A 20,292-nucleotide genomic window follows, 5' to 3' on the forward strand; every position below is an offset into this window, starting at 1 on the left:
AAGTTAACTAATAATACCCTTCACCACTTCACCTGAAATATCGGTGAGCCTGTAGCGACGTCCTAAGTGTTTAAATATAAGTTTCTTGTGGTCCAGCCCCAACTGGTTTAAAACAGTTGCCTGGAAATCGTGCACATGCACAGGATCCTTAATAATATTATAGCCCAGCTCATCTGTTTCACCATATACAATTCCTGGCTTTACACCGCCACCTGCCATCCAGATACTAAAGCAGCGAGGATGATGGTCACGCCCATAATTATCCTTCTCCAGCGTGCCCTGGGTATAGCTTGTCCTGCCGAATTCGCCGCCCCATATCACCAGTGTTTCGTCGAGCAGTCCGCGTTGTTTAAGGTCAGTCACCAATGCCGCCGATGCCTGGTCTACATCTTTCGCCTGCTTTGCAATTTCAAAAGGAAGGTTACCATGCTGGTCCCATCCCTGGTGGTAAAGCTGTACAAATCGTACGCCGTTCTCTGATAATTTACGTGCCAGCAAACAGTTGGCTGCAAATGTTCCGGGTACCAGGCATTCAGGTCCGTATAACTTTACAATATCATCCGGCTCTTTGGAAAGGTCCATTACTTCAGGTACAGCCGTTTGCATACGGTAGGCCATTTCATATTGCTTCACCTTTGCTGCTATTTCGGGGTCGCCGAACTCCTGGTAAGAAAGCTCATTCAATTCAGCAATATTATCCAGCATGTCTCGCCTGGCTTTCCGGTCCATACCTTCCTGGTCGCGCAGGTACAATACGGGGTCTTCCCCTTTACTGAACTGCACACCCTGGTGTATGGAATCAAGGAAACCATTGGACCATAATTTAGAATATACGCCCTGGCCATTACCAACGCCGCGGGAAAGCAACACGGTAAAAGCAGGCAGGTTCTTATTTTCATTACCCAGCCCGTAACTGAGCCATGCGCCCATACTAGGCCTGTTGCCCTGCTGCGAACCGGTTTGCAGGAAAGTGAGGGCCGGATCATGGTTGATCGCTTCGGTATACATTGACTTGATGATACAAAGCTCATCAGCAATTTTAGCCGTATAAGGCAAAAGGTCACTTATCCATGCACGTGAGTTACCATATTGTTTGAAATCAACAAAGGAACCTACCAGCGGGAAATGGGCCTGGTTTGCCGTCATACCGGTCAGTCGCTGGTTTCCGCGCACGGAAGGGGGCATTTCCTTGCCGTTCATTTCCCGGAGTTTAGGCTTATAATCAAAAAGCTCCTGTTGTGAAGGCGCACCATTCTGGAACAGGTAAATTACCCGCTTAGCTTTAGGCGCGAAGTGAGGTATTCCCGGCGTTAGTCCTTCTTCTATACCACCATTACTGAACAGGTCCGGCATTAATAATGAGCCTAATGCCAGGCTGCCTACTCCCATACCCATGGTAGAAAGAAAACGTCTCCTGTTCCAACTAAAACCATGTTCTAAAATTTCTTTATCCATCTGGAACGCTTTGGGTTATTGTGTTTATCAGGATTTTGTTATAGTTTCTTCAAGGTTGTAAATGGTTGTGACCACCCGCATAAATGCCGCAAGCTTTTGGGAATCGATGTTTGCGGGGACTGGGTACTCACCTACCGCAAGCATTTTTTCCGCTGTTGGCTGGTCAATGCTTTTTACCTCCTTGTTATAATAATTCGTCAATACTTCCATTTCCTTTGCTACCGGTTTCCTGCAAACGATTAAGCGGAACGCTTTATCAATTTTATCTTTTGTATCAGTTTTCTCCAGTAGCAATTTTGCTGCTAAAACCCGTGATGCTTCCAGCACGGTTGGATCGTTCATCATTACCAATGCCTGCAATGGGGTATTGGTCCTTAACCTTCTTACTTCACACATATCGCGGTTGCTCGCATCAAAAATGACCATCGACGGAGGCGGTACTGTTCTTTTAATTAAGGTGTACATTCCGCGACGGTAAAGCGCCGGGCCATGGTCCTGGGTATAGATAGACAGTAAGCCGCGGCCTGATGTAGCCCCTTCCCACAAACCCGCAGGCTGGTATGGTTTCACACTTGGCCCGCCTATGGTTGGATTCAGTAAGCCACTGCTCGACAATACCAGGTCCCTGATCAGCTCGGCAGCGATGCGGTAACGGGGGCCTCGGGAGAGTAATATATTATCCGGGTCAACTGCGAGCTTTTCTTTCGTAAGGACGGCCGATTGCCTGTAAGTTGCCGAGGTTACCATTTGCTTCACCAGCCTTTTGATATCCCAGTTATGCTCCATGAAATCAACTGCCAGCCAGTCCAGCAATGCAGGATGGGAAGGCAGTTCACCCTGCATACCAAAATCACCCGAAGTTTTCACAATGCCCCTTCCAAAAAATTCCTGCCATAATAGATTCACGTACACCCTTGCAGTAAGGGGATTCTGTTTGTCGAATAACCATTCAGCCAGTCCCAGCCTGTTCTTTGGGTACGCATCATTGAAAGGCAGGATGGCTTTGGGTGTACCCGGCTCCACTTCTTCTGCCGGTGCGTCATATGCACCACGGCGCAGGATATGCGTTTTACGGATAGTATCCTGGTCGCCCATTACAGAAACGATCAGCTTGTTTGTATCAGGCTTATTAATAAACGTGAGGATATTTTTCACATCATTGTTGCTGATCTCTATGAGCGGCTTCTTGGCATAAGTTTCCGGGCCACCGATCACCGATTCAATGCCCACTTCTTTTATGTTATTAAAAAAGGCGAACATCTGGTAATATTCCTTTTGGGAAAAAGGGTCGTATTTGTGGTCATGGCAACGTGCGCATTCCAGTGTAACGCCCAGGAATCCTTTCCCGAACAGGTCATTACGGTCTACCACATACATGGTCCTGTATTCTTCAGGTATCACCCCGCCTTCTTCAGTTATTTTATGGTTCCTGTTAAACCCTGTTGCCAGTAACTGCTCCTTGGTTGCATTGGGAAGCAGGTCACCAGCCAGTTGCCAGGTTACAAAGTCGTTGTAATGCATATTCTCATTGAACGCATGTATCACCCAATCGCGCCATGGCCATTGCGTGCGGTAACCATCATCCTGGTACCCATGTGAGTCGGCATACCTGGCAAGGTCAAGCCAGTGGATTGACATTTTTTCCCCGTAGGCTTTATCTTTCATCAGCTCATCCACCACTTTTTCATAGGCATCCTGGCTTTGGTCCGCCAGGAAGGCATCCATCATTTGCAGGGTGGGTGGTAAACCAGTAAGGTCGAGACTGACACGCTTCAGCAACCTTTCCTTATCCGCTTGTTCATTAGGTGCTAAACCTTTTTGTTCCTGCTTCGCGAGAATAAAATAATCAATTTCATTCCGTGGCCATTTGTCCTGGTTGACCTTTGGCAGCGCAGGTTTTTTGGGCGGGGTGAAAGCCCAGTGCTTTTCATATTTAGCCCCTTGCTGAATCCATTTTTTGATGAGGTCAACTTCACGTTGTGATAATTTCAGATTGGATGCAGGGGGTGGCATCAGGTAGGAAGTATCTTTTGAAGCGATACGCAGGTAGGCTTCTGAGAACTCCGGTTTAAAGGCAACGATAGCGTGGGCATTTGGATTTTCTTTCAGGGCACTGTAAGCACTATCAGCGATATCCATTCTTAGTCCTGCTTCGCGTTTGTTGGCATCGGGACCATGACAGGCCAGGCATTTATCGGAGAGGATGGGCCGTATATCAAAATTATAACTGACCGAATCAGGCAGCGAAGCGGATGCAATTGGGTCTGCCCCTTTGCTTTTACAGGCCTCGGACAAAGTGATGATTAAAATTACCAGAAATACCGGGTAATTTAATTTTCCGGATAACATCATATGGCAGCAATACTTTTACACTTAAACAAAAGAGGCGAAAAAAGTACTGAAAAATAACAGGTTAACCGTCCTGTCCTGTCCTGAGGACATTCCTTATCTTTCAGTGCTTCAGGAATTTACGAAATAAATATTATTGAATCAACCCAATAATTAATAATCAGGCACAATAATTGATGCATACTCCGCATCCAATATCCGATATCAAAAACTGAAAATCCAATATCAGAAAACCATTAGAAATCCACTGGCTGGTACTCTAAAGAAAAAAATAAGTCCCGCAATTGCGGGACCTTTTTTTTATAACATTTAAGGCCTTATGCAGAATTCCTGCCGGCATTGATAATACCAAATGAACACCGCATCACCAGTTTTTCATACGTCGCTTTCAAAGCTGAAGTAGCTGCCGAAGCATTTCCATTTTCCATATCACGGACTTTGGCAATGGCATATTGCTGAATTGTGGTGAGGGGCAATACAATCCTTTCACGCATTGACACCGACAATTGCTCAACAGGGTAATCGGCCATCAATTCATTCTTGCCCGACAGTAAAAACAAATACTTGCGGGTCAGTTCATACTCGCGGTAGATCATGTTCCAGATCTCACCGAATGAAGGATGCGTGCTCAGGTGAATCGTCAGCGGGAAATAACATTTCAGCATGGCCATCTCGCAGTTATCAATAAGCGTCCGGAAAAACAGGGACTGCTGGTACATTTCTTTCACCTGCTTCCATTCCCCCCTTTGCTCCGCCTTTTGTAAAGCGGTTCCGACCCCGTAGTAACCGGGTACATTCTGTTTTAACTGGCTCCAGGCGCCTACAAACGGTATAGCCCGCAGTTCTTTCAAACTTAACCGCGACGCAGTTCCTCTTTTAGCCGGGCGTGAACCGATATTGGTTTCGGCATAGAAACGCACCGGGCTGGCATGCGTCAGGTAATCAACAAACATGGGGTGTTCCTTCAGTTGCACATAAGATGAGAACCCGTCTTTTGCGAGGTGCTGCAGCAATTCCTGTTGTTCTTTTTCGAGCGTTGGCTTTTCAGGGTGTTTCAGGAAGCCACTTAGTCCCGCGTTCAGCAACTGTTCCATATTATATTGGGCTGCATCGATAGTGCCGAAATTTGAGCTGATGGTTTGTCCCTGCACTGTTAACTGGATCTCCTTGCCCGACACATCATTACCCATGGAAGCATAAAACTTCTGGGTCTTGCCGCCACCTCTTGCAGGGGGACCACCGCGGCCATCAAAGAACAGTACATCGATACCATATTTCACTGACAGGCTGGTGAGCATTTGCTTTGCGTGCAGGATGCTGTAGTTCGCCATCAGGTAACCCCCATCTTTTGTACCATCGGAAAAGCCAAGCATAATAGTCTGGCGGTTTCCCCGGTGCTGCAGGTGTTGGCGGTAAACCGGCATACTATATAATTTCTCCATGATATCACCTGCGCGGTTCAGGTCATCAATGGTTTCAAAAAGCGGAACGATATCAATAGTGAGTTTATCTTTTTTCCAACCCGATAACAGGAATAAGCCAAATACTTCCATCACATTCAGGGCGCTGTTGCACTGGCTGATAATATAACGGTAACAACCTGTCTCCCCGTTCTTCTGCTGGATTTTTTCAATCGCCTTAACGGTTTCGATAGTATCAGCATGAAGCGGGTCAGTTAAAGCAGCGGTTGATTCCAGCGGCAGCAGTGTGGCCAGCACATTCATTTTCCCAACTTCATCCAGGTGGTCATATTCCTTGGGCAAGGCCACTGCATTTGCAGCAAGCACTTTATACAAAGCCGCATGCACGGAACTATCCTGGCGTACATCCAGGGATGCATAAAACAACCCGAATGCAGTCATTTTCTGGATCAGATTATCAACTATACCGGCGAATAAGCCATTGTGCTGGTATACGAGGGTATCACGGATCTGTTTCAACTGCCTGATCATATCGGGGGCGGAAAGGTTTTGCTGGATATCTTCCCCGAAAACTTCATTGTATAACAATTTCTCGAGGTTGGCGATCAGCTGGTCGGTCTCCTTGAAAGTAAGCCTGCGTTTGAGCCTGCGCACATCCAGGTAATAAGATTTCACGATGCTGCTCCTGAGTGCCGCAGCTACCTGCAAGGTGGTGGAAGCTGTTACAAAAGGATTGCCATCACGGTCACCGCCTGGCCAGAAACCCATTTGCAGCAAAGGCTTTTCGCTGTGCAGCCAGGGTTTCAGTTCATTATCGGTATATGTGAGTATGCGACCAACAGCAGGATAAAACACATTATCCAGATACCACACCAGGCTCATGGCTTCATCGAAAGGTGTGGGTTTTTGTTTTTTGAAGAAAGGCGTCTTACCCAGCTGCTGCAGGTAGGTATTCACCAGGCTGGTATTGTTTTCCTGCAGGGCCTTAGATAAATCGTGGATAATACCCAATACTGACCCCGGGTAAAACTGGGTAGGATGAGCCGTTAAAACCATCCGCACGCAAAATGCCTCATCTTTTTCAGGGGGCGGAATTGGCCCCGATTGTTGTAAAAACCCTTTCAGTTGTTTTAAGGTACCTGGTCCTGATAAATCATTGATCTTACTGAATGCGGCATCTTCCAGCGCATCAAATAAAACCACCTGCCTTTCGACATACTGGACAAAACGGAACAACAAATCAGTTTGTTCCTGTTCCAGCCGATAACTGGTATGGCTGGCGAAAAATTCATCCATGATCTGCACCGGGCTCTTCTTTTTCTTATAACCCTCCTCGCAAACATTCAGCAACATAGACAGCAATATACCCGTCTTCTCAACGCGGTGAAAAGGCAAAGACGTGAACAAACTATTGTACAGCTGAAATTTTAAGGCAACCTCACTTTTAAATTGTTGCAGGGCTGCCGGGTCCATACTAGGCATGATTCGTTGTTGGTTTATTGTCAAACAGTGTGTGGCAGCAATCGGGCCATGAATATAAGAAATCAGCGCCAAAGAGCGGCCCTGCAGGCCATATCCGGAAAAAAATAAAAAACTAACGATTGTTATTTATCGGATGCTTTGTAATTTCAACCCTCGAAAAAAAAGTAGTGGCTAACCATTTTACATATATTTCCCCCGTTCCACCCGTTGTCTCTACATCGGCTACAACCACTATTACCACTACAACAACCCGTTAGGGTTGTACATTTCCATATCACCATTGGGCCTTTGGCTATTTATTCAACTTCATCATTTTCAGAACTTTTTATATGCAGGTATTAAAATTTGGCGGTACATCAGTAGGCAGTCCCGAAGCAATTACCCAGGTCATTGATATCGTTACCCCGAAAAGCAGGATTGAGCCCATTATTATCGTGGTTTCAGCATTTGGCGGCACAACGGATGCCCTATTGCAATGCGGCGCACTGGCTGCCAGCGGCGATGAACAATACAAAGAACAGGTGAACAATATTACTTCCCGGCACCTGAATGCCGTGAAGCAACTGATTCCGGTGCAACAGCAGAGCAGTATGCTCAGTGCGGTTAAGAAATTGTGTAACGAGGTGGAAGACCTCTGTAATGGTATCTTCCTGCTTGGGGAAACCACGGCTCGCACCAAGGATAAACTGGTGAGCTATGGTGAACTGATCTCTTCCCAGGTGATCGCAGCAGCTTTCAAAGCCCGGGGCGAAGAAGTAGCCTGGTGGGACAGCCGCAAAATGATCCGCACTGATTCCGGCTTTGGTAATGCAGTGGTGGATTTCAACACTACCCGCAGTAATTTTTCACAGGAGCTGGCAACATTAAAAAATGCCATTGTTGTGATGCCCGGGTTTATAGCCGCTGACGCCACAGGCACTACTACTACCCTCGGACGTGGCGGATCTGATTACACTGCTGCCATCGCTGCAGCATGTGTGGATGCCAGTGCCCTGGAAATCTGGACCGACGTAAGCGGCATGATGACTGCAGACCCGCGCTGGGTACCCAATGCTAAAGTGATCCCACAGATCTCTTACCAGGAGGCCATGGAGCTTTCACACTTCGGCGCGAAAGTGATCTACCCGCCAACCATCCAGCCGGTGATGAATAAAAATATCCCGGTATGGATCAAGAATACATTTGCACCAAATGATGCAGGCACGGTTATTAAAAATGACAGCTACCAGAACGGGAATCCCATCAGGGGCATTTCCAGCATCAACCATCTCGCCTTACTGAGCCTCGAAGGCAGCGGTATGATAGGCGTTCCCGGCTTTTCCCGACGCCTGTTTGAAGCGCTTTCTTCCAGGAAGATCAATGTGATCCTCATCACCCAGGGTTCTTCCGAGCACTCAATTTGCGTTGGAGTAGAGGCCGTTTCGGCTGACCTGGCAAAACTTGCTGTTGACGCGGCTTTCGAGCCGGAAATCAGCCTGCAGAAAGTGGAGCCGCTGATCGTGGAGAAAGACCTTTCCATTGTCGCCCTTGTGGGTGAACAGATGAAAAGCCATCCTGGCATAAGTGGTAAAATGTTTGGCGCACTGGGTCGCAACGGAGTGAATGTCCGGGCCATTGCCCAGGGTTCTTCCGAAAGGAATATTTCTGCGGTTATATCTACCCGTGATGTGCGCAAAGCCATCAACTTATTACACGAAGAATTTTTTGAATCCACCTATAAACAGATCAATTTATTCATTACTGGCGTGGGCAATGTTGGCAGCCGCCTGTTGCAGCAACTGGCCCAGCAACAACAATATTTATTGCAGCACAGCAGGCTGCAGTTGCGGGTAGTCGGACTCGCCAACAGCAAGAAATTCCTGATCAATGAGGAAGGGATTAACCTGGCTGACTGGAAAGCTTCGATGGACAAAGCATCTGAAGGAAACGTTCACCAGTTTATTGATGGTGCTATACAGCGTAACCTCCGGAATTCCGTATTTGTAGATGTCACAGCCAGTGCTGAAGTTGCCGGCGTATATGGCAAACTGTTAGAAAAAAGTATTGCGGTTGTGGCTTGCAATAAAATCGCATGTTCATCGCCGTATGCCAGATACCGTTCGCTGAAAGATAAAGCACATGAATTCAATACCACATTTTTATATGAAACAAATGTTGGCGCGGCACTGCCCATTATCGGCACACTTAACGACCTGTTGAAAAGTGGCGACCGGATCCACCGGATTGAAGCAGTACTGAGTGGTACCCTGAATTTTGTGTTCAATAATTACAACGGCAGCCGGCCATTTGCAGAAGTTGTGAGGCAGGCACAGGATGAAGGCTATACAGAACCTGATCCCCGCCTCGACCTTAGCGGCATTGATGTAATGCGTAAAATCATGATCCTGGCCAGGGAAGCTGGTGAAACCCTGGAAATGGAATCCATAGAAAATACCAGCTTCATGCCTGAATCCTGCATGCAGGGTTCAGTGGAAAATTTCTATGCGGAAATGGCCCGCCACGAAGAGCATTTCAGGGCCATCTATGATGCCGCCGCAGACAATGGCTGCAAACTGAAATTTGTGGCCACCTTTGATAATGGCAAAGCGAAAGTGGGACTGCAGCAGATTGCGCCGGGCCACGATTTGTACCACCTGTATGGCAAAGACAATATCGTGTTGTTCCAGACAGACCGCTACCCACAACAACCGCTGGTGATCAAAGGTGCCGGGGCGGGTGCAGAAGTCACTGCCTCGGGTGTATTTGCTGATATCCTCAGAGCCACTTTAAATTAAACGTTCCCAAAATGAATACTATTAACCCTGCAGCAATTATATACGGACATACTATCCAGGTGGAATGCCCGGCAACTGTAGCCAACCTGGTTTGCGGATTTGATATTCTCGGCATGGCCCTGAACCATCCGCAGGATATTATGGAAATGACCCTAACGGATAAACCCGGTATAAGGATCACGCATACCGATGGATATGACCTGCCTTCAGACCCGGCGCAGAATGTGGCAGGTGCAGCATTGCTTGACCTGTTACAGGCTGCGGATATTTCCATTGGCATTGACCTGTCGATCACCAAAATGATCAAACCCGGCAGTGGGCTGGGTTCCAGCGCAGCCAGTTCCGCAGGCGCGGTGGTAGCAGCCAACCACTTGCTCGGCAATCCATTTTCCAAGGAAGACCTGGTGCGTTTTGCCATGGCCGGGGAAAAAGTAGCCAGCGGTGTAAAGCATGCCGATAATATTACGCCCTGTATCCTTGGAGGCGTAACCCTGATCCGGTCCATTTTCCCTTTGGATATTGTTCAGTTGTCAGCACCACAGATGTATGTAACGGTTGTGCATCCGCAAATTGAAGTGCGCACCTCAGATGCGCGGCAGATCCTGCGCAAGGAAGTATTGCTGAAAGACGCCATTAAGCAATGGGGAAATATCGCCGGACTCGTAGCAGGATTCCTGAAAAATGATTACGGGCTGATCAGTCGTTCCCTGGAAGATGTGATCATCGAACCGGTGCGCAGCATGCTGATTCCCGGTTTCGATGAGGTTAAGTCAAGAAGCAAGGAAGCCGGCGCATTAGGTGGTGGCATCAGTGGCTCGGGGCCTTCTATCTTTATGCTCAGCCAGCATGCCGATACCGCCGAAACCATTGCCACCATTATGCAGGAAATCTACACAAGTCTCGGTATAGATTTCAAAACCTATGTCACAACCCTGAACAACCAGGGTGTAAAAATTTTATAACCATTTCTCACCGTTTACCGTTTACCGCTTACGACATGAACTACTACAGCCTCAACCAACAGTCACCAATAACCGACTTCAGGAACGCCACCATACTCGGGCAGGCGCCGGATGGCGGATTATATTTTCCTGAAACGGTCCCGGTGCTTAACCGGGAATGGATCCGCAACCTTAAAAATATATCGCGCGAAGCGATTGCCTATGAAGTGATCAGGCCCTATGTGGGGGATACAATACCGGAAGACAAACTGCGCACTATTGTTCAGGAGACAATTGACTTCCCGATACCGCTGAAAAAAATCAATGACAGCATTTATTCGCTGGAATTATTCCACGGACCAACCCTTGCTTTTAAAGATATCGGCGCCCGGTTCATGAGCCGCTGCCTGGGTTATTTCGCGCGTGAGGGAAGTAGGCGTGTAACGGTACTGGTAGCCACTTCCGGCGATACCGGTGGTGCGGTGGCCAGTGGATTCCACAATGTGGAAGGAGTTGATGTGGTGATCCTCTACCCTTCCGGCAAAGTGAGTTCAGTGCAGGAAAAACAGCTCACAACATTTGGCGATAATATCCATGCGCTGGAAGTGGAGGGCAACTTTGATGATTGCCAGAAAATGGTGAAGCAGGTATTCACTGATAAAGAATTGACCTCAAAAATGTTTCTCACTTCAGCCAACTCGATCAATGTGGCGCGCTGGTTGCCGCAGCAGTTTTATTATTTCTTCGCGCTGCAGCAATGGCCTTTCGCCGAAGCGCCGGTTTTCAGTGTGCCGAGTGGTAATTTCGGTAATATCTGTGCAGGCCTTATGGCCTGGAAATCGGGACTGCCGGTGAAGCATTTCATTGCAGCCTGCAATGCCAATGATGTGGTGGTGAAGTTCCTGGAAACAGATCATTATACACCACAAAAAGCAGTGCCTACGATTTCCAATGCCATGGATGTAGGTAATCCCAGCAATTTCATCCGCATCCTTGAAATTTTCAATCGCCAATCCGGTGAAATGAAAAAAGTATTGTCTGCCAACACCACTACAGATGATCGTACAAAAGCATTGATAAAGGAAGTATACAAAAAGAACCATTACCTTCTCGACCCACATGGCGCCGTAGGTTTTGATGCCCTGGACCATTATTTGCAAAAGTACCCTAACGATAAAGGCATTGTTTTGGAAACAGCTCATCCCATTAAATTCCTGGATGTAGTTGAGCCACTGATAGGGGAAAATATCCCCATTCCGGCAGCCATTGCAGATACTTTGAATAAAGAACAAAAAGCTACTGTCTTAAAAAATGAATATTCAGTATTAAAAAGTTATTTATTGAAAATCGCCAACAGTAATTTATAGAATTTTTTATACTATAACTGGATTTACAAAAGTTGCAAAATTGTCTGCTTTTCATGTTAAAAATGAAGGGATGAATTATAGTGAAAAGATTTTGGGCATTAAAAACAGAGGCTGCTAAATGAAAATTATATTGAACAAAAAAATCCTATTTTTAAATTCAATGAGTCCTTTCTCAATGATTTAAAAATCAATACAAATGCGGAAGTCCTTTGTTTCATGGAGTGCGTTGTTGGCTTGTAACCTGATGTGGTCACTGCAATTTACCTGTATAAAACTAACACAAGATCAAATAGGTCCATTCAGTACTGTCTTTATTCCGATGCTGCTGGCCACATTGTTTATGGTTCCATTCGCTTATAAACATGCCAAGGCTAATAAAAACAGGAAACTCGGAGATTTAAAAGGATTTGCAATACTTGCATTAATCGGTCAGTTTCCGGCACAGGTCATGATGACAATTGGCACTCAGCAATCTACTGCGAGCAATGCAGCGATCATTAATCTAACCATGCCGGTAATATCAGCGCTACTGGCTGTAATCTATCTAAAAGAAAAGATGAGCAAAGGCCGCTGGATAAGTTTTGTTATTGCGGTTTCAGGTGTTATACTCTGCTCGCTTAATGATATCTCCAATGCAAATTTCAGCATCCAATTCATGATAGGAAATGCGCTAATTTTTATGGGTGTGCTTGGCAGTGGATTTTATAATACTTATTGCAAGAAAATAGCGGATAAGTATACAGAAATAGAAATGCTATTTTATACTTACATCTTTATGGTTATTCTCCTGTTTCCGTTTGTTCTATATAATGAAGGATCCACTTTTAGAAATATACCTTTATTTACAACAAATACATGGATAGGGCTTTCACTACTAACCGTATTTCACAATTTCTTATCAATGATCCTGTTTTTTATTGCATTAAAAAAACTGGAAGCTATTCAGGTTGCCCTTTCAAATTTTTTAATCACTTTTTTTGGATTGCCCATTGCAGCAATATGGCTTCATGAAGAACTCAGTTTCCTGTCAATTGCAGGCGGTATATTGATATTAATAAGTACACTTGCCATAACAATCTGGGAATACAAACAAGTTTCTGCTGAACAGCGGGTTATAGATACGCAGAATCAGCAAGGGCTAATAATCAACTAATTTGTCCAACAGGCTACCAATAGGGTCAAGCCTGATGGTTTGTAACCCCATGCTTTTTGCAGCAAGGATATTAGCCTCATTATCGTCAATGAATAAACTTTCTTCTGCCTTTAAACCGGATATATCTAAAGTTTTCAGGAAAATTTCAATATCAGGTTTCATTAAACCCATTTCATAAGAAAGAAAAGGAATTTCAAAAAGCCCTAAAAAATCATGGCCTGCTGAAAGTGCCCTTTTGCTTACCTCCCTGATGTGGATAGCGTTGGTATTGCTTAGTAAAAAAATGCGATAATTACTTTTCAATTCCCTGATACGGTCCAGTCTTTCTTGCGGCATATCAAGCAATAGTTTACACCAGGCTGTATCTATCTGATCATCGGTAAGTTCGGAGCCAAAATTTTCACGGATAGAATTACGGAACCTAATATCATCTATATCTCCTTTTTCTAAAGCATTATAATAGCCTTTGGTTTGGAAAAAATCAGCTACTTCTTTTGAAGACAGGTTCGCAAGTTCAGCAAATGCATGATATGTTTGTGGGATATCAATATCAATAATCACATTGCCCATATCAAAAATAATGTTCCTTATCATTGGTTGAATGTATGTTTAGGATTAAGCATTTACAAAATCACTATTCCAAATGCATCTGCACCATCAGAGCTCCCTTCAAAAAGATAGGGTTCGCCAAAACCCGCTTTGGAATAAGTTGTAAAAATTTTCTTTACCGTTTCACCGGCATTTTTATCCGCCAATACTGCTACTGTGCCTCCTGCTCCGCCGCCAGTTATTTTTGCGCCATAAATACCTTTAGCCACCCCCTCATTTTTAAAAAGGGTTACCAGGTAATCTGTAGCTTTTGCGCCTAGTCCACATTCTGTATAAGCATAATGCGATTGATACATCAATTCCCCCATCAAAATAAATGACCGCTCAGAAGGTATTATGGAAGCTCCCCTTGATAATTCTGTAAACAATTGCACACGCCAATTTTCCTCCACGGCATATTTTGTGTTAGCTTTTACATTGTATATCACATCCTCTTTGAGAGGAGAATATGGATCAACGTGAATCAGGTTTTTTTTGAGATATTCACTTTTATGTATTTTTTCCGGAAGTAAGTTTTCGTATTTCTCATAAAAATCAGACCGGCGCATATTGGCCAGATAACCATTCCATACCGGATCAGTATACCGTCGAATCTCACCCGAAATATCTTCAGTTACAGCGATCCCTTCAAAATCACAAATCATTTTATAACCCATGAAAGCCGCGGCGCGAGCCGCTTCATAGGCTATGCCTGAGACCTGGTGGCTTACACCGGAATCAATGCCCCAAATCGCAAGTTCTTTCGGTAATGCTATTAATGGTTCTGGGTTACAGGGCTGACAAACCAATGGCATCATTTGTCCTTTTTTTCCGGTAGTGACCGCTATCTGGTCCATAATACCACAGGCAGATTCTGCAATAACATTTTCTACCCATTGACAGGCAATAGCTAAATCAATTCCAGAAAGATCAATTCCATAAGCAGCTGCAGATGCTTTCATTACCGCTATTTCAATGGCTGCAGATGAACTTACCCCTTTGTTTAATGGAACATTAGAATCCATGTAGAGCTGTATACCTGTAGATATCTCATATTTCTTTTTAAGGTAATAAAAAACACCTATAACATATGCTGTCCAACGTATTGAAGGTGATCGGTTCACAAGCAGCCGAACTGTATCCACATCTGACAATTCTTCCAGTGGTATCGTTATATCACCCTGCCAACCAGCATCATTAGCTGTTTTATTTTTTAATACTAACCGGCTATCTTTTCGCAATTGAGCCGCAGCATACGTAGCTTCTCTGATAGTAGATTCAAATACCAGCCCCCCGGTATAATCATCATTACCACCCATTACATCCAGTCTTCCTGGTGCCCGTGATATATATATGGGAAGATCGGGCATGAAAACCACACCTTCCTGTTTAAGGGATCTAACAGTTTCTTCAAAATGCATGATAGGAATTTAGGAGCGTACCGCTTTTATACTTTTAACAAGATAGGCCAACGCTTCTTCAGTCTGGCGTGGATTAATCGGCAATGTCACCATTTCTTCACCCAATTTTTCAGCATTCGGGAATTGCCCTTTTTTATATCCCCTGTTTTTAAACGCAGTGGAATAATGCAATGGAATATAATTAAATCCAACCTTAATACCGTATTTGTGCAGCATATCGTAGATAAAATCCTCTTTGTTCATTCCAAATTCTTTCTCATTAATCATCACCGGATAAAGATGAAAAACATGTTTGTTATAAGTACGAACAGTTGGCAATGTAAGGCCAGGAACATCTTTAAGTCCATGCGTAATGTAGGCTGCATTATTTATGCGTAGCTGATTGAGTTGATCAATCTTTTTCAGTTGTTCAATTCCCACAGCTGCCTGAATATCAGTCATGCGGAAATTATATCCGCAGTCATCAAAATCCTGCCACCAGAATTTTTTACCTACTGGAAATTTGTCTTCATCCAGCTTACAGTACTTGGTGCTTTTACCATGCACCCTTGTGCAATGTGAACGATACAGAGCAATTTTTTCAAATACCGCGGCATCATTGGTAATGATAATACCACCTTCACCCAATGTTGAAATATTTTTCTGTTCGTGAAAACTAAAACATCCAATCTTGCCAATGCTGCCTGCTTTGCGGCCTTTATATTCTGCCCCAATGGCATGGGCGGCATCTTCAACAACAACAATATTATGCTTATCTGTGATCGTCATAATTTCATCCATATCACAGGCCTGACCATAGAGATGTACCGGGATTACAGCTTTTGTATTATTTGAAATCTTATCTTCCAATTGGTTGGGATCAAGATTATAGGTAACCGGATCAATGTCAACAAAATCCACCTCTGCTCCAAGAGTTACCGGTGCAGCTGCACTGGCTATCCAGGTTACCGGTGAAGTGATTACCCGATCACCAGGTTTAATACCGGCTCCAATCATGGATAGAAATAAAGCGGCAGTACCATTACTAACAACTCTTGCATATTTAACGCCTGCATATTCTGCATACATTTTTTCAAACAATAAACATTCTTCCCCGCTTGTAGGAGCATTATTACGCAATACTCTTAAAACGGCATCTTCTTCTTCTTTCCCGTAAATTGTTCCAAACTTAATTTCGAGATCAAATTTAATATTGCTCATGGGTTGATTGTGCTGATTAAAAATTCATAGTTAATGCTAATCCATCAGCCAGGGACAACATGGGTGTTGACAATACCTTTCTGGCTTTTGAATTATCAAGGGAAACATCATTAGGTCTTGGTGCCCTTCCTGCCATTTTAGATGAGTCGGTCTTAACAATAAGTTCTTCTGATAAACCCAATGCGTCTGCAATTTGTTTTGCCATTTCAAATCTGTTAATACGGGTATTACCCGCCAAATGAATAAGGCCACCAAAATCGTTACCTGCAAGTTCAATCAAGGCATTCCCAAGTGTTATAACATCAATGGGAGTACGAATTTCATTTTCAGGAAATTTCACCTGTTCGCCATTCTTCAATTTTGAAATAGTATCTGCCAAAAAAGAATTTCCTCTTCCCAAAACAGGTAAACCCATTACGAGAGAAAGCCTTGCAACAACGTTTCTACTACCCGCTGACAATACTTCCTGTTCTGACTTTATTTTAGTTGATGCATAAAAATTAACCGGGTGTGGTATATCAGTTTCAGTGTAGTAACCTTTGCTGCCATCAAAAACTGTATCTGTTGAGCAAAAAATCAACCTGGCACCTTCATTTTTGCATATAGCACAAAGATGAGCAGTAATACCTGTATTAACCTGTTCAGCGATATCTTTATTAATCTCACAGTAATCAATATTTGCCATTGCTGCAGTATGAATAACAACGTCGGGCTTAATACTTTGTAATAATCCAGGTAATTTTTCCCTATCCAGCATATCGAGCTTGTGATAAACAATATTGTTCCCCCTGGGAATTTCTTTTGTCCTGGATAAACCATGTACCTGCCAATGAGAGGGGCAATTTGCCAATATACTCCCTGCAACAAATCCATTTGACCCCGTAACCAGTAGTTTCATAACTAAATAATCTGAAATATGTATCGCTACCTTGAAAAATAAAGATAGCAAATGTAACTTTTTCAAATTGTACCCGGGCATTTGCAATTTCATTTTCTGCATGCCCCCAATTAATTGTTCCCCTCGTTGAAGCGCCTGGCATTGCAGGCGCTTTATTAAAAGAAAAAGCAGCAACCCTTATTACTAATGAGTATGCTGCTCTGAAGGACTATTTATTATTGGGTAATTGAGAACCGTTTACCGTTAATGGCCTTATTTTTTCGCTGCTGGTTCCAGGAGTTTAAAAAACTGGTCGAGTTCCGGCAAAATAATAATTCTTGTCCTGCGGTTCAGGGCCCTTCCTTCCTTAGTATTATTATCCACTAAAGGCCTGTACTCACTGCGGCCTGCAGCTGATATTTTTGCCGGGGTCATTCCGTAGTCTTTTTGCAGGATCCTGACAACGGAAGTTGCGCGTTTCACGCTAAGGTCCCAGTTATCCAGCAATACATCCCTGTGGTAAGGAACATTATCGGTATGGCCTTCCACCATAAACTCAATATCAGGCTGATTTTTCAATACCATTGCCACTTTTCCCAATACCGCTTTTGCTTTGTCGGTAACTGTATAACTTCCGCTTTTAAATAACAGCTTGTCAGAAATATCAATATATACAACCCCCTTATCAACTTTTATATTGATGTCTTTATCATCCATGTTACCAATAGCACCTTTCAGGTTCATCACCAGTGCCATATTCAGCGAATCCTTGTAAGCCATTTGCTGCTGCAGTGTCTGGATATAAGCATCTTTTGCACCAATGTTTTCCATCGATTGTTTTATGCTTTCAGACTGCTGTTTGCTGATAACCGACATACTCTCTAATTGAGACAATGCCTGGGTACTATTTTCTTTCAGGAATGCATTCTGGCTCTGAAGGTCTTCTATCCGCTTGTTCAGTAACCCGTTTTCATTTTCAAGCGAGGCTTTTTGGCTGGTCAGGGTTGCTTTATCTGAATTACAGGTCGAGAGGGAAGATTCAAGTGATTTAGCCCTGCTTTCGGAATCTGTATACTGTGATTGCAGAGTTTTGTATTTTTTACTGCTGACACAGGAGATCAGCATGAAAGGAAGGACCATTGCTACAATAATGTTTCGGGTTTTCATCTTGTTTATTTTGATGTTAACGTATAGATACCGTTTATTGCAGTGGCTCTTTGTAAAGTTAACTCTTTTCCCGTCTATTTCAAATACTTATCAAACCAGGCAATATGCCGCTTATAGCGATCCACCAGGTAACTCGGTACAACAATACCGTGGTTCTGCCCCGGATAGATGATCAGCTCAGTTGGAACACCCAGTGTTTTCAAGGCCTGGTACATTTGTTCTGCGCCGATCACAGGAACATTGAAATCATTCTGGCTTGCCATAAAAAGGGTCGGTGTTTTTATACGATCTGCCTTCAAAAACGGATAGGACAAGGCCAGCCATTTTTCTGTATTCTTCCAGGGATAGCCCAATTCCTTTTCATATTGTGAGATATACTGGTCACTACCATACATGCTTAGTTGCAGTGAACTACCTGCACCACTTACAGCTGCTTTAAACCGCTGGTCGGTAGCAATAGTATAATTAGTGGTGATCCCGCCGTAACTCCATCCCGCCAGTCCCATCCGGTTTCCATCCACTACCCCTGAGGCTATCAGGTAGTCTGCAGCACCCAGTACATCCATCACTTCCTTATTTCCCCAATCGCTGTAAATGGCTTTGGTATAAGCCACACCCCGGCCACTGCTACCCCGGTAATTGACGGCGGCAACAGCATAACCAGCCGATGCATAAACCAGGCGGGTCATATCAAATTCATATTCATCCTGGTCTACCGGTCCTCCGTGTATAAAAATGACCAGGGGTAATTTTGTGTTTGCGGCAGTATTAGCAGGGCGATACAATATGCCACCCACTATGGTACCATCCTTGCTTTTACTCCGGAACCCTTCAACCTTTGGCAGTGCCAGGGGCGCCAGGAAGGAATCCTGCACATTGGTGAGTTTTCTCTGTTGCGTTCCTTCGATAGCATATATTTCTCCCGGTGTAATTGGGGTACTCATCACCGTTACCCAGCCGTTTTTTGCCTTATTGGTTTCAAGTGTATTAAAACTTTTTTCACCCGTAACAAGTCGTGTCATTTTTCCGGAAGCCGCATCAAAAGCAACAACCTGCCCCTCCCGGTCATCCTGCATAAGGGCAGCAATCTGCTTACCATCACTGCTCCACCTGAAATTCTTTACCGGCCTGTCAATCTGAGCCGACAAAATCCTTACTTCCCCACCTGCTGCAGGGACCAGTGCCAGCTGGGTTTGTCCATACATGGTAAATGTTTCATCGCTGCTGCTTTGGGAATAGGCGATCAATTTGCCATCCGGGCTCCATACGGGATGCATATCTTCACCGGCCCATTTGGTAAGCTGCATGGGAACCGCACCGGCTTTTGCTTCCATTACAAATATGTCGGTGTTGTCATTTTTATCCGGCATTTCAGTGCGGTTACTTACAAAAGCAATACGGTTGCCATCGGGTGAAAACACAGCCTGTGTCTCATTATAAATACCCCTGGTGAGTGTATCGAGCTTTTTGGTAGCAAGCGTGTACACATAGAGGTGAGTAGCGGTGCTATCCAGGTAACCCTGGTAGTCTTTCTTGAATTGGTAACGGTCTATCACATAGGGCTTCCTGATTTTTGTAGCTGAGGTATCTGCGTAATTAAGGTCCTTAATACTCAGCAATAATTGCTGGCCATTGGGCGACCAGTCGTAATCATCAATCTCACCTTTTATATTGGTCAGCTTTTTGGCTTCGCCACCTCTTCTATCCAACAGGTATAACTGGCTTTGTTTGTCATCGCCACGTGTAGCTATAAACGAAATATATTTCCCATCCGGACTAAAATGCGCATTGCCCTCACTGCCCGGGTCAAAGGTTAATTGCACCTGTTCCTTGCCATCCCAGCTGACCATCCACAAATCAGTGGACGATTTGTCTTTGGCACTGTCTACAGAGCTCAGGTCGTACACAACCCATTTACCATCGGGTGAAACCTTTGGGGATGAAGGTTGTTGCAGTCGGTAAACATCAGAAGGGGAAATCGGGCGTTTGGCCTGCGCCGAAGCAAGCAATACCATACCAGCGGCGAATACCGTCAGGAAAAAAGACTTCATAAATGAAAGAGTGTGTTTGCAGTTAAGGTTATAATTAAAGATAACA

Annotated in this window: 14 protein-coding genes; 4 read left to right on the forward strand and 10 right to left on the reverse strand. The window is 44.5% G+C overall.

Annotation, left to right across the window (positions count from 1 at the left end):
• Positions 1–3: 3 nt before the first annotated feature.
• From LAQ65_RS18440 to LAQ65_RS18450, 3 genes are all read right to left on the reverse strand, one after another.
• The gene (locus tag LAQ65_RS18440; protein WP_224118490.1) at positions 4–1,455 is read right to left on the reverse strand and encodes a DUF1501 domain-containing protein; all 1,452 of its coding nucleotides are present in this window, start codon (positions 1,453–1,455) and stop codon (positions 4–6) included.
• A gap of 27 nt (positions 1,456–1,482) precedes the next feature.
• Positions 1,483–3,807, reverse strand: coding sequence for a PSD1 and planctomycete cytochrome C domain-containing protein (locus tag LAQ65_RS18445; protein WP_224118491.1), 2,325 nt, complete (start codon positions 3,805–3,807; stop codon positions 1,483–1,485).
• Positions 3,808–4,121: 314 nt separating this feature from the next.
• The gene (locus tag LAQ65_RS18450) at positions 4,122–6,707 is read right to left on the reverse strand and encodes a phosphoenolpyruvate carboxylase (protein WP_224118492.1); all 2,586 of its coding nucleotides are present in this window, start codon (positions 6,705–6,707) and stop codon (positions 4,122–4,124) included.
• 329 nt (positions 6,708–7,036) lie between these two features.
• On the opposite strand from LAQ65_RS18450, the gene thrA reads away from it, so the two are divergent.
• The 4 genes from thrA (at position 7,037) to LAQ65_RS18470 (ending at position 12,942) form a co-directional block, all read left to right on the forward strand.
• Positions 7,037–9,481 (forward strand): bifunctional aspartate kinase/homoserine dehydrogenase I, encoded by a 2,445-nt coding sequence (gene thrA / locus LAQ65_RS18455; protein ID WP_224118493.1) that lies wholly within the window; start codon positions 7,037–7,039, stop codon positions 9,479–9,481.
• Between the two features lie 11 nt (positions 9,482–9,492).
• Positions 9,493–10,443: a homoserine kinase gene (locus tag LAQ65_RS18460; protein ID WP_224118494.1), complete on the forward strand. Its 951-nt coding sequence runs from the start codon at positions 9,493–9,495 to the stop codon at positions 10,441–10,443.
• Between the two features lie 35 nt (positions 10,444–10,478).
• Positions 10,479–11,789 carry a threonine synthase gene (gene thrC, locus LAQ65_RS18465; RefSeq protein ID WP_224118495.1) on the forward strand — a complete coding sequence of 437 codons (1,311 nt, stop codon included), beginning with the start codon at positions 10,479–10,481 and terminating at the stop codon, positions 11,787–11,789.
• A gap of 196 nt (positions 11,790–11,985) precedes the next feature.
• Complete coding sequence (locus LAQ65_RS18470) at positions 11,986–12,942, forward strand: DMT family transporter (RefSeq protein ID WP_224118496.1); 957 nt, start codon at positions 11,986–11,988, stop codon at positions 12,940–12,942.
• On the opposite strand, the gene LAQ65_RS18475 is transcribed toward LAQ65_RS18470, so the two are convergent.
• The 7 genes from LAQ65_RS18475 to LAQ65_RS18505 form a co-directional block, all read right to left on the reverse strand.
• A complete protein-coding gene (locus LAQ65_RS18475; RefSeq protein WP_224118497.1) occupies positions 12,928–13,536 on the reverse strand; it encodes an HAD family hydrolase in 609 nt (202 codons plus the stop codon). The two genes, LAQ65_RS18470 and LAQ65_RS18475, sit on opposite strands and share 15 nt — an antisense overlap.
• A gap of 29 nt (positions 13,537–13,565) precedes the next feature.
• On the reverse strand, positions 13,566–14,951 hold the full coding sequence (locus tag LAQ65_RS18480) for a GHMP family kinase ATP-binding protein (RefSeq protein WP_224118498.1): 1,386 nt from the start codon (positions 14,949–14,951) through the stop codon (positions 13,566–13,568).
• 9 nt (positions 14,952–14,960) lie between these two features.
• Positions 14,961–16,151 carry a DegT/DnrJ/EryC1/StrS family aminotransferase gene (locus LAQ65_RS18485; protein WP_224118499.1) on the reverse strand — a complete coding sequence of 397 codons (1,191 nt, stop codon included), beginning with the start codon at positions 16,149–16,151 and terminating at the stop codon, positions 14,961–14,963.
• A gap of 16 nt (positions 16,152–16,167) precedes the next feature.
• Entirely contained in the window at positions 16,168–17,001 is an 834-nt protein-coding gene (locus LAQ65_RS18490; protein WP_262901536.1) for an SDR family oxidoreductase, read from the reverse strand.
• Positions 16,898–17,191 carry a hypothetical protein gene (locus LAQ65_RS18495; RefSeq protein ID WP_224118994.1) on the reverse strand — a complete coding sequence of 98 codons (294 nt, stop codon included), beginning with the start codon at positions 17,189–17,191 and terminating at the stop codon, positions 16,898–16,900. Before LAQ65_RS18495 ends, LAQ65_RS18490 begins: the two co-directional genes overlap by 104 nt.
• A gap of 110 nt (positions 17,192–17,301) precedes the next feature.
• The gene (locus LAQ65_RS18500; protein WP_224118500.1) at positions 17,302–18,195 is read right to left on the reverse strand and encodes an OmpA family protein; all 894 of its coding nucleotides are present in this window, start codon (positions 18,193–18,195) and stop codon (positions 17,302–17,304) included.
• Between the two features lie 74 nt (positions 18,196–18,269).
• Entirely contained in the window at positions 18,270–20,246 is a 1,977-nt protein-coding gene (locus tag LAQ65_RS18505) for a S9 family peptidase (RefSeq protein WP_224118501.1), read from the reverse strand.
• Between the last annotated feature and the right edge of the window lie 46 nt (positions 20,247–20,292).

Source organism: Flavihumibacter profundi (genome assembly GCF_020076305.1).
GTDB classification, from domain to species: Bacteria; Bacteroidota; Bacteroidia; order Chitinophagales; family Chitinophagaceae; genus Flavihumibacter; species Flavihumibacter profundi.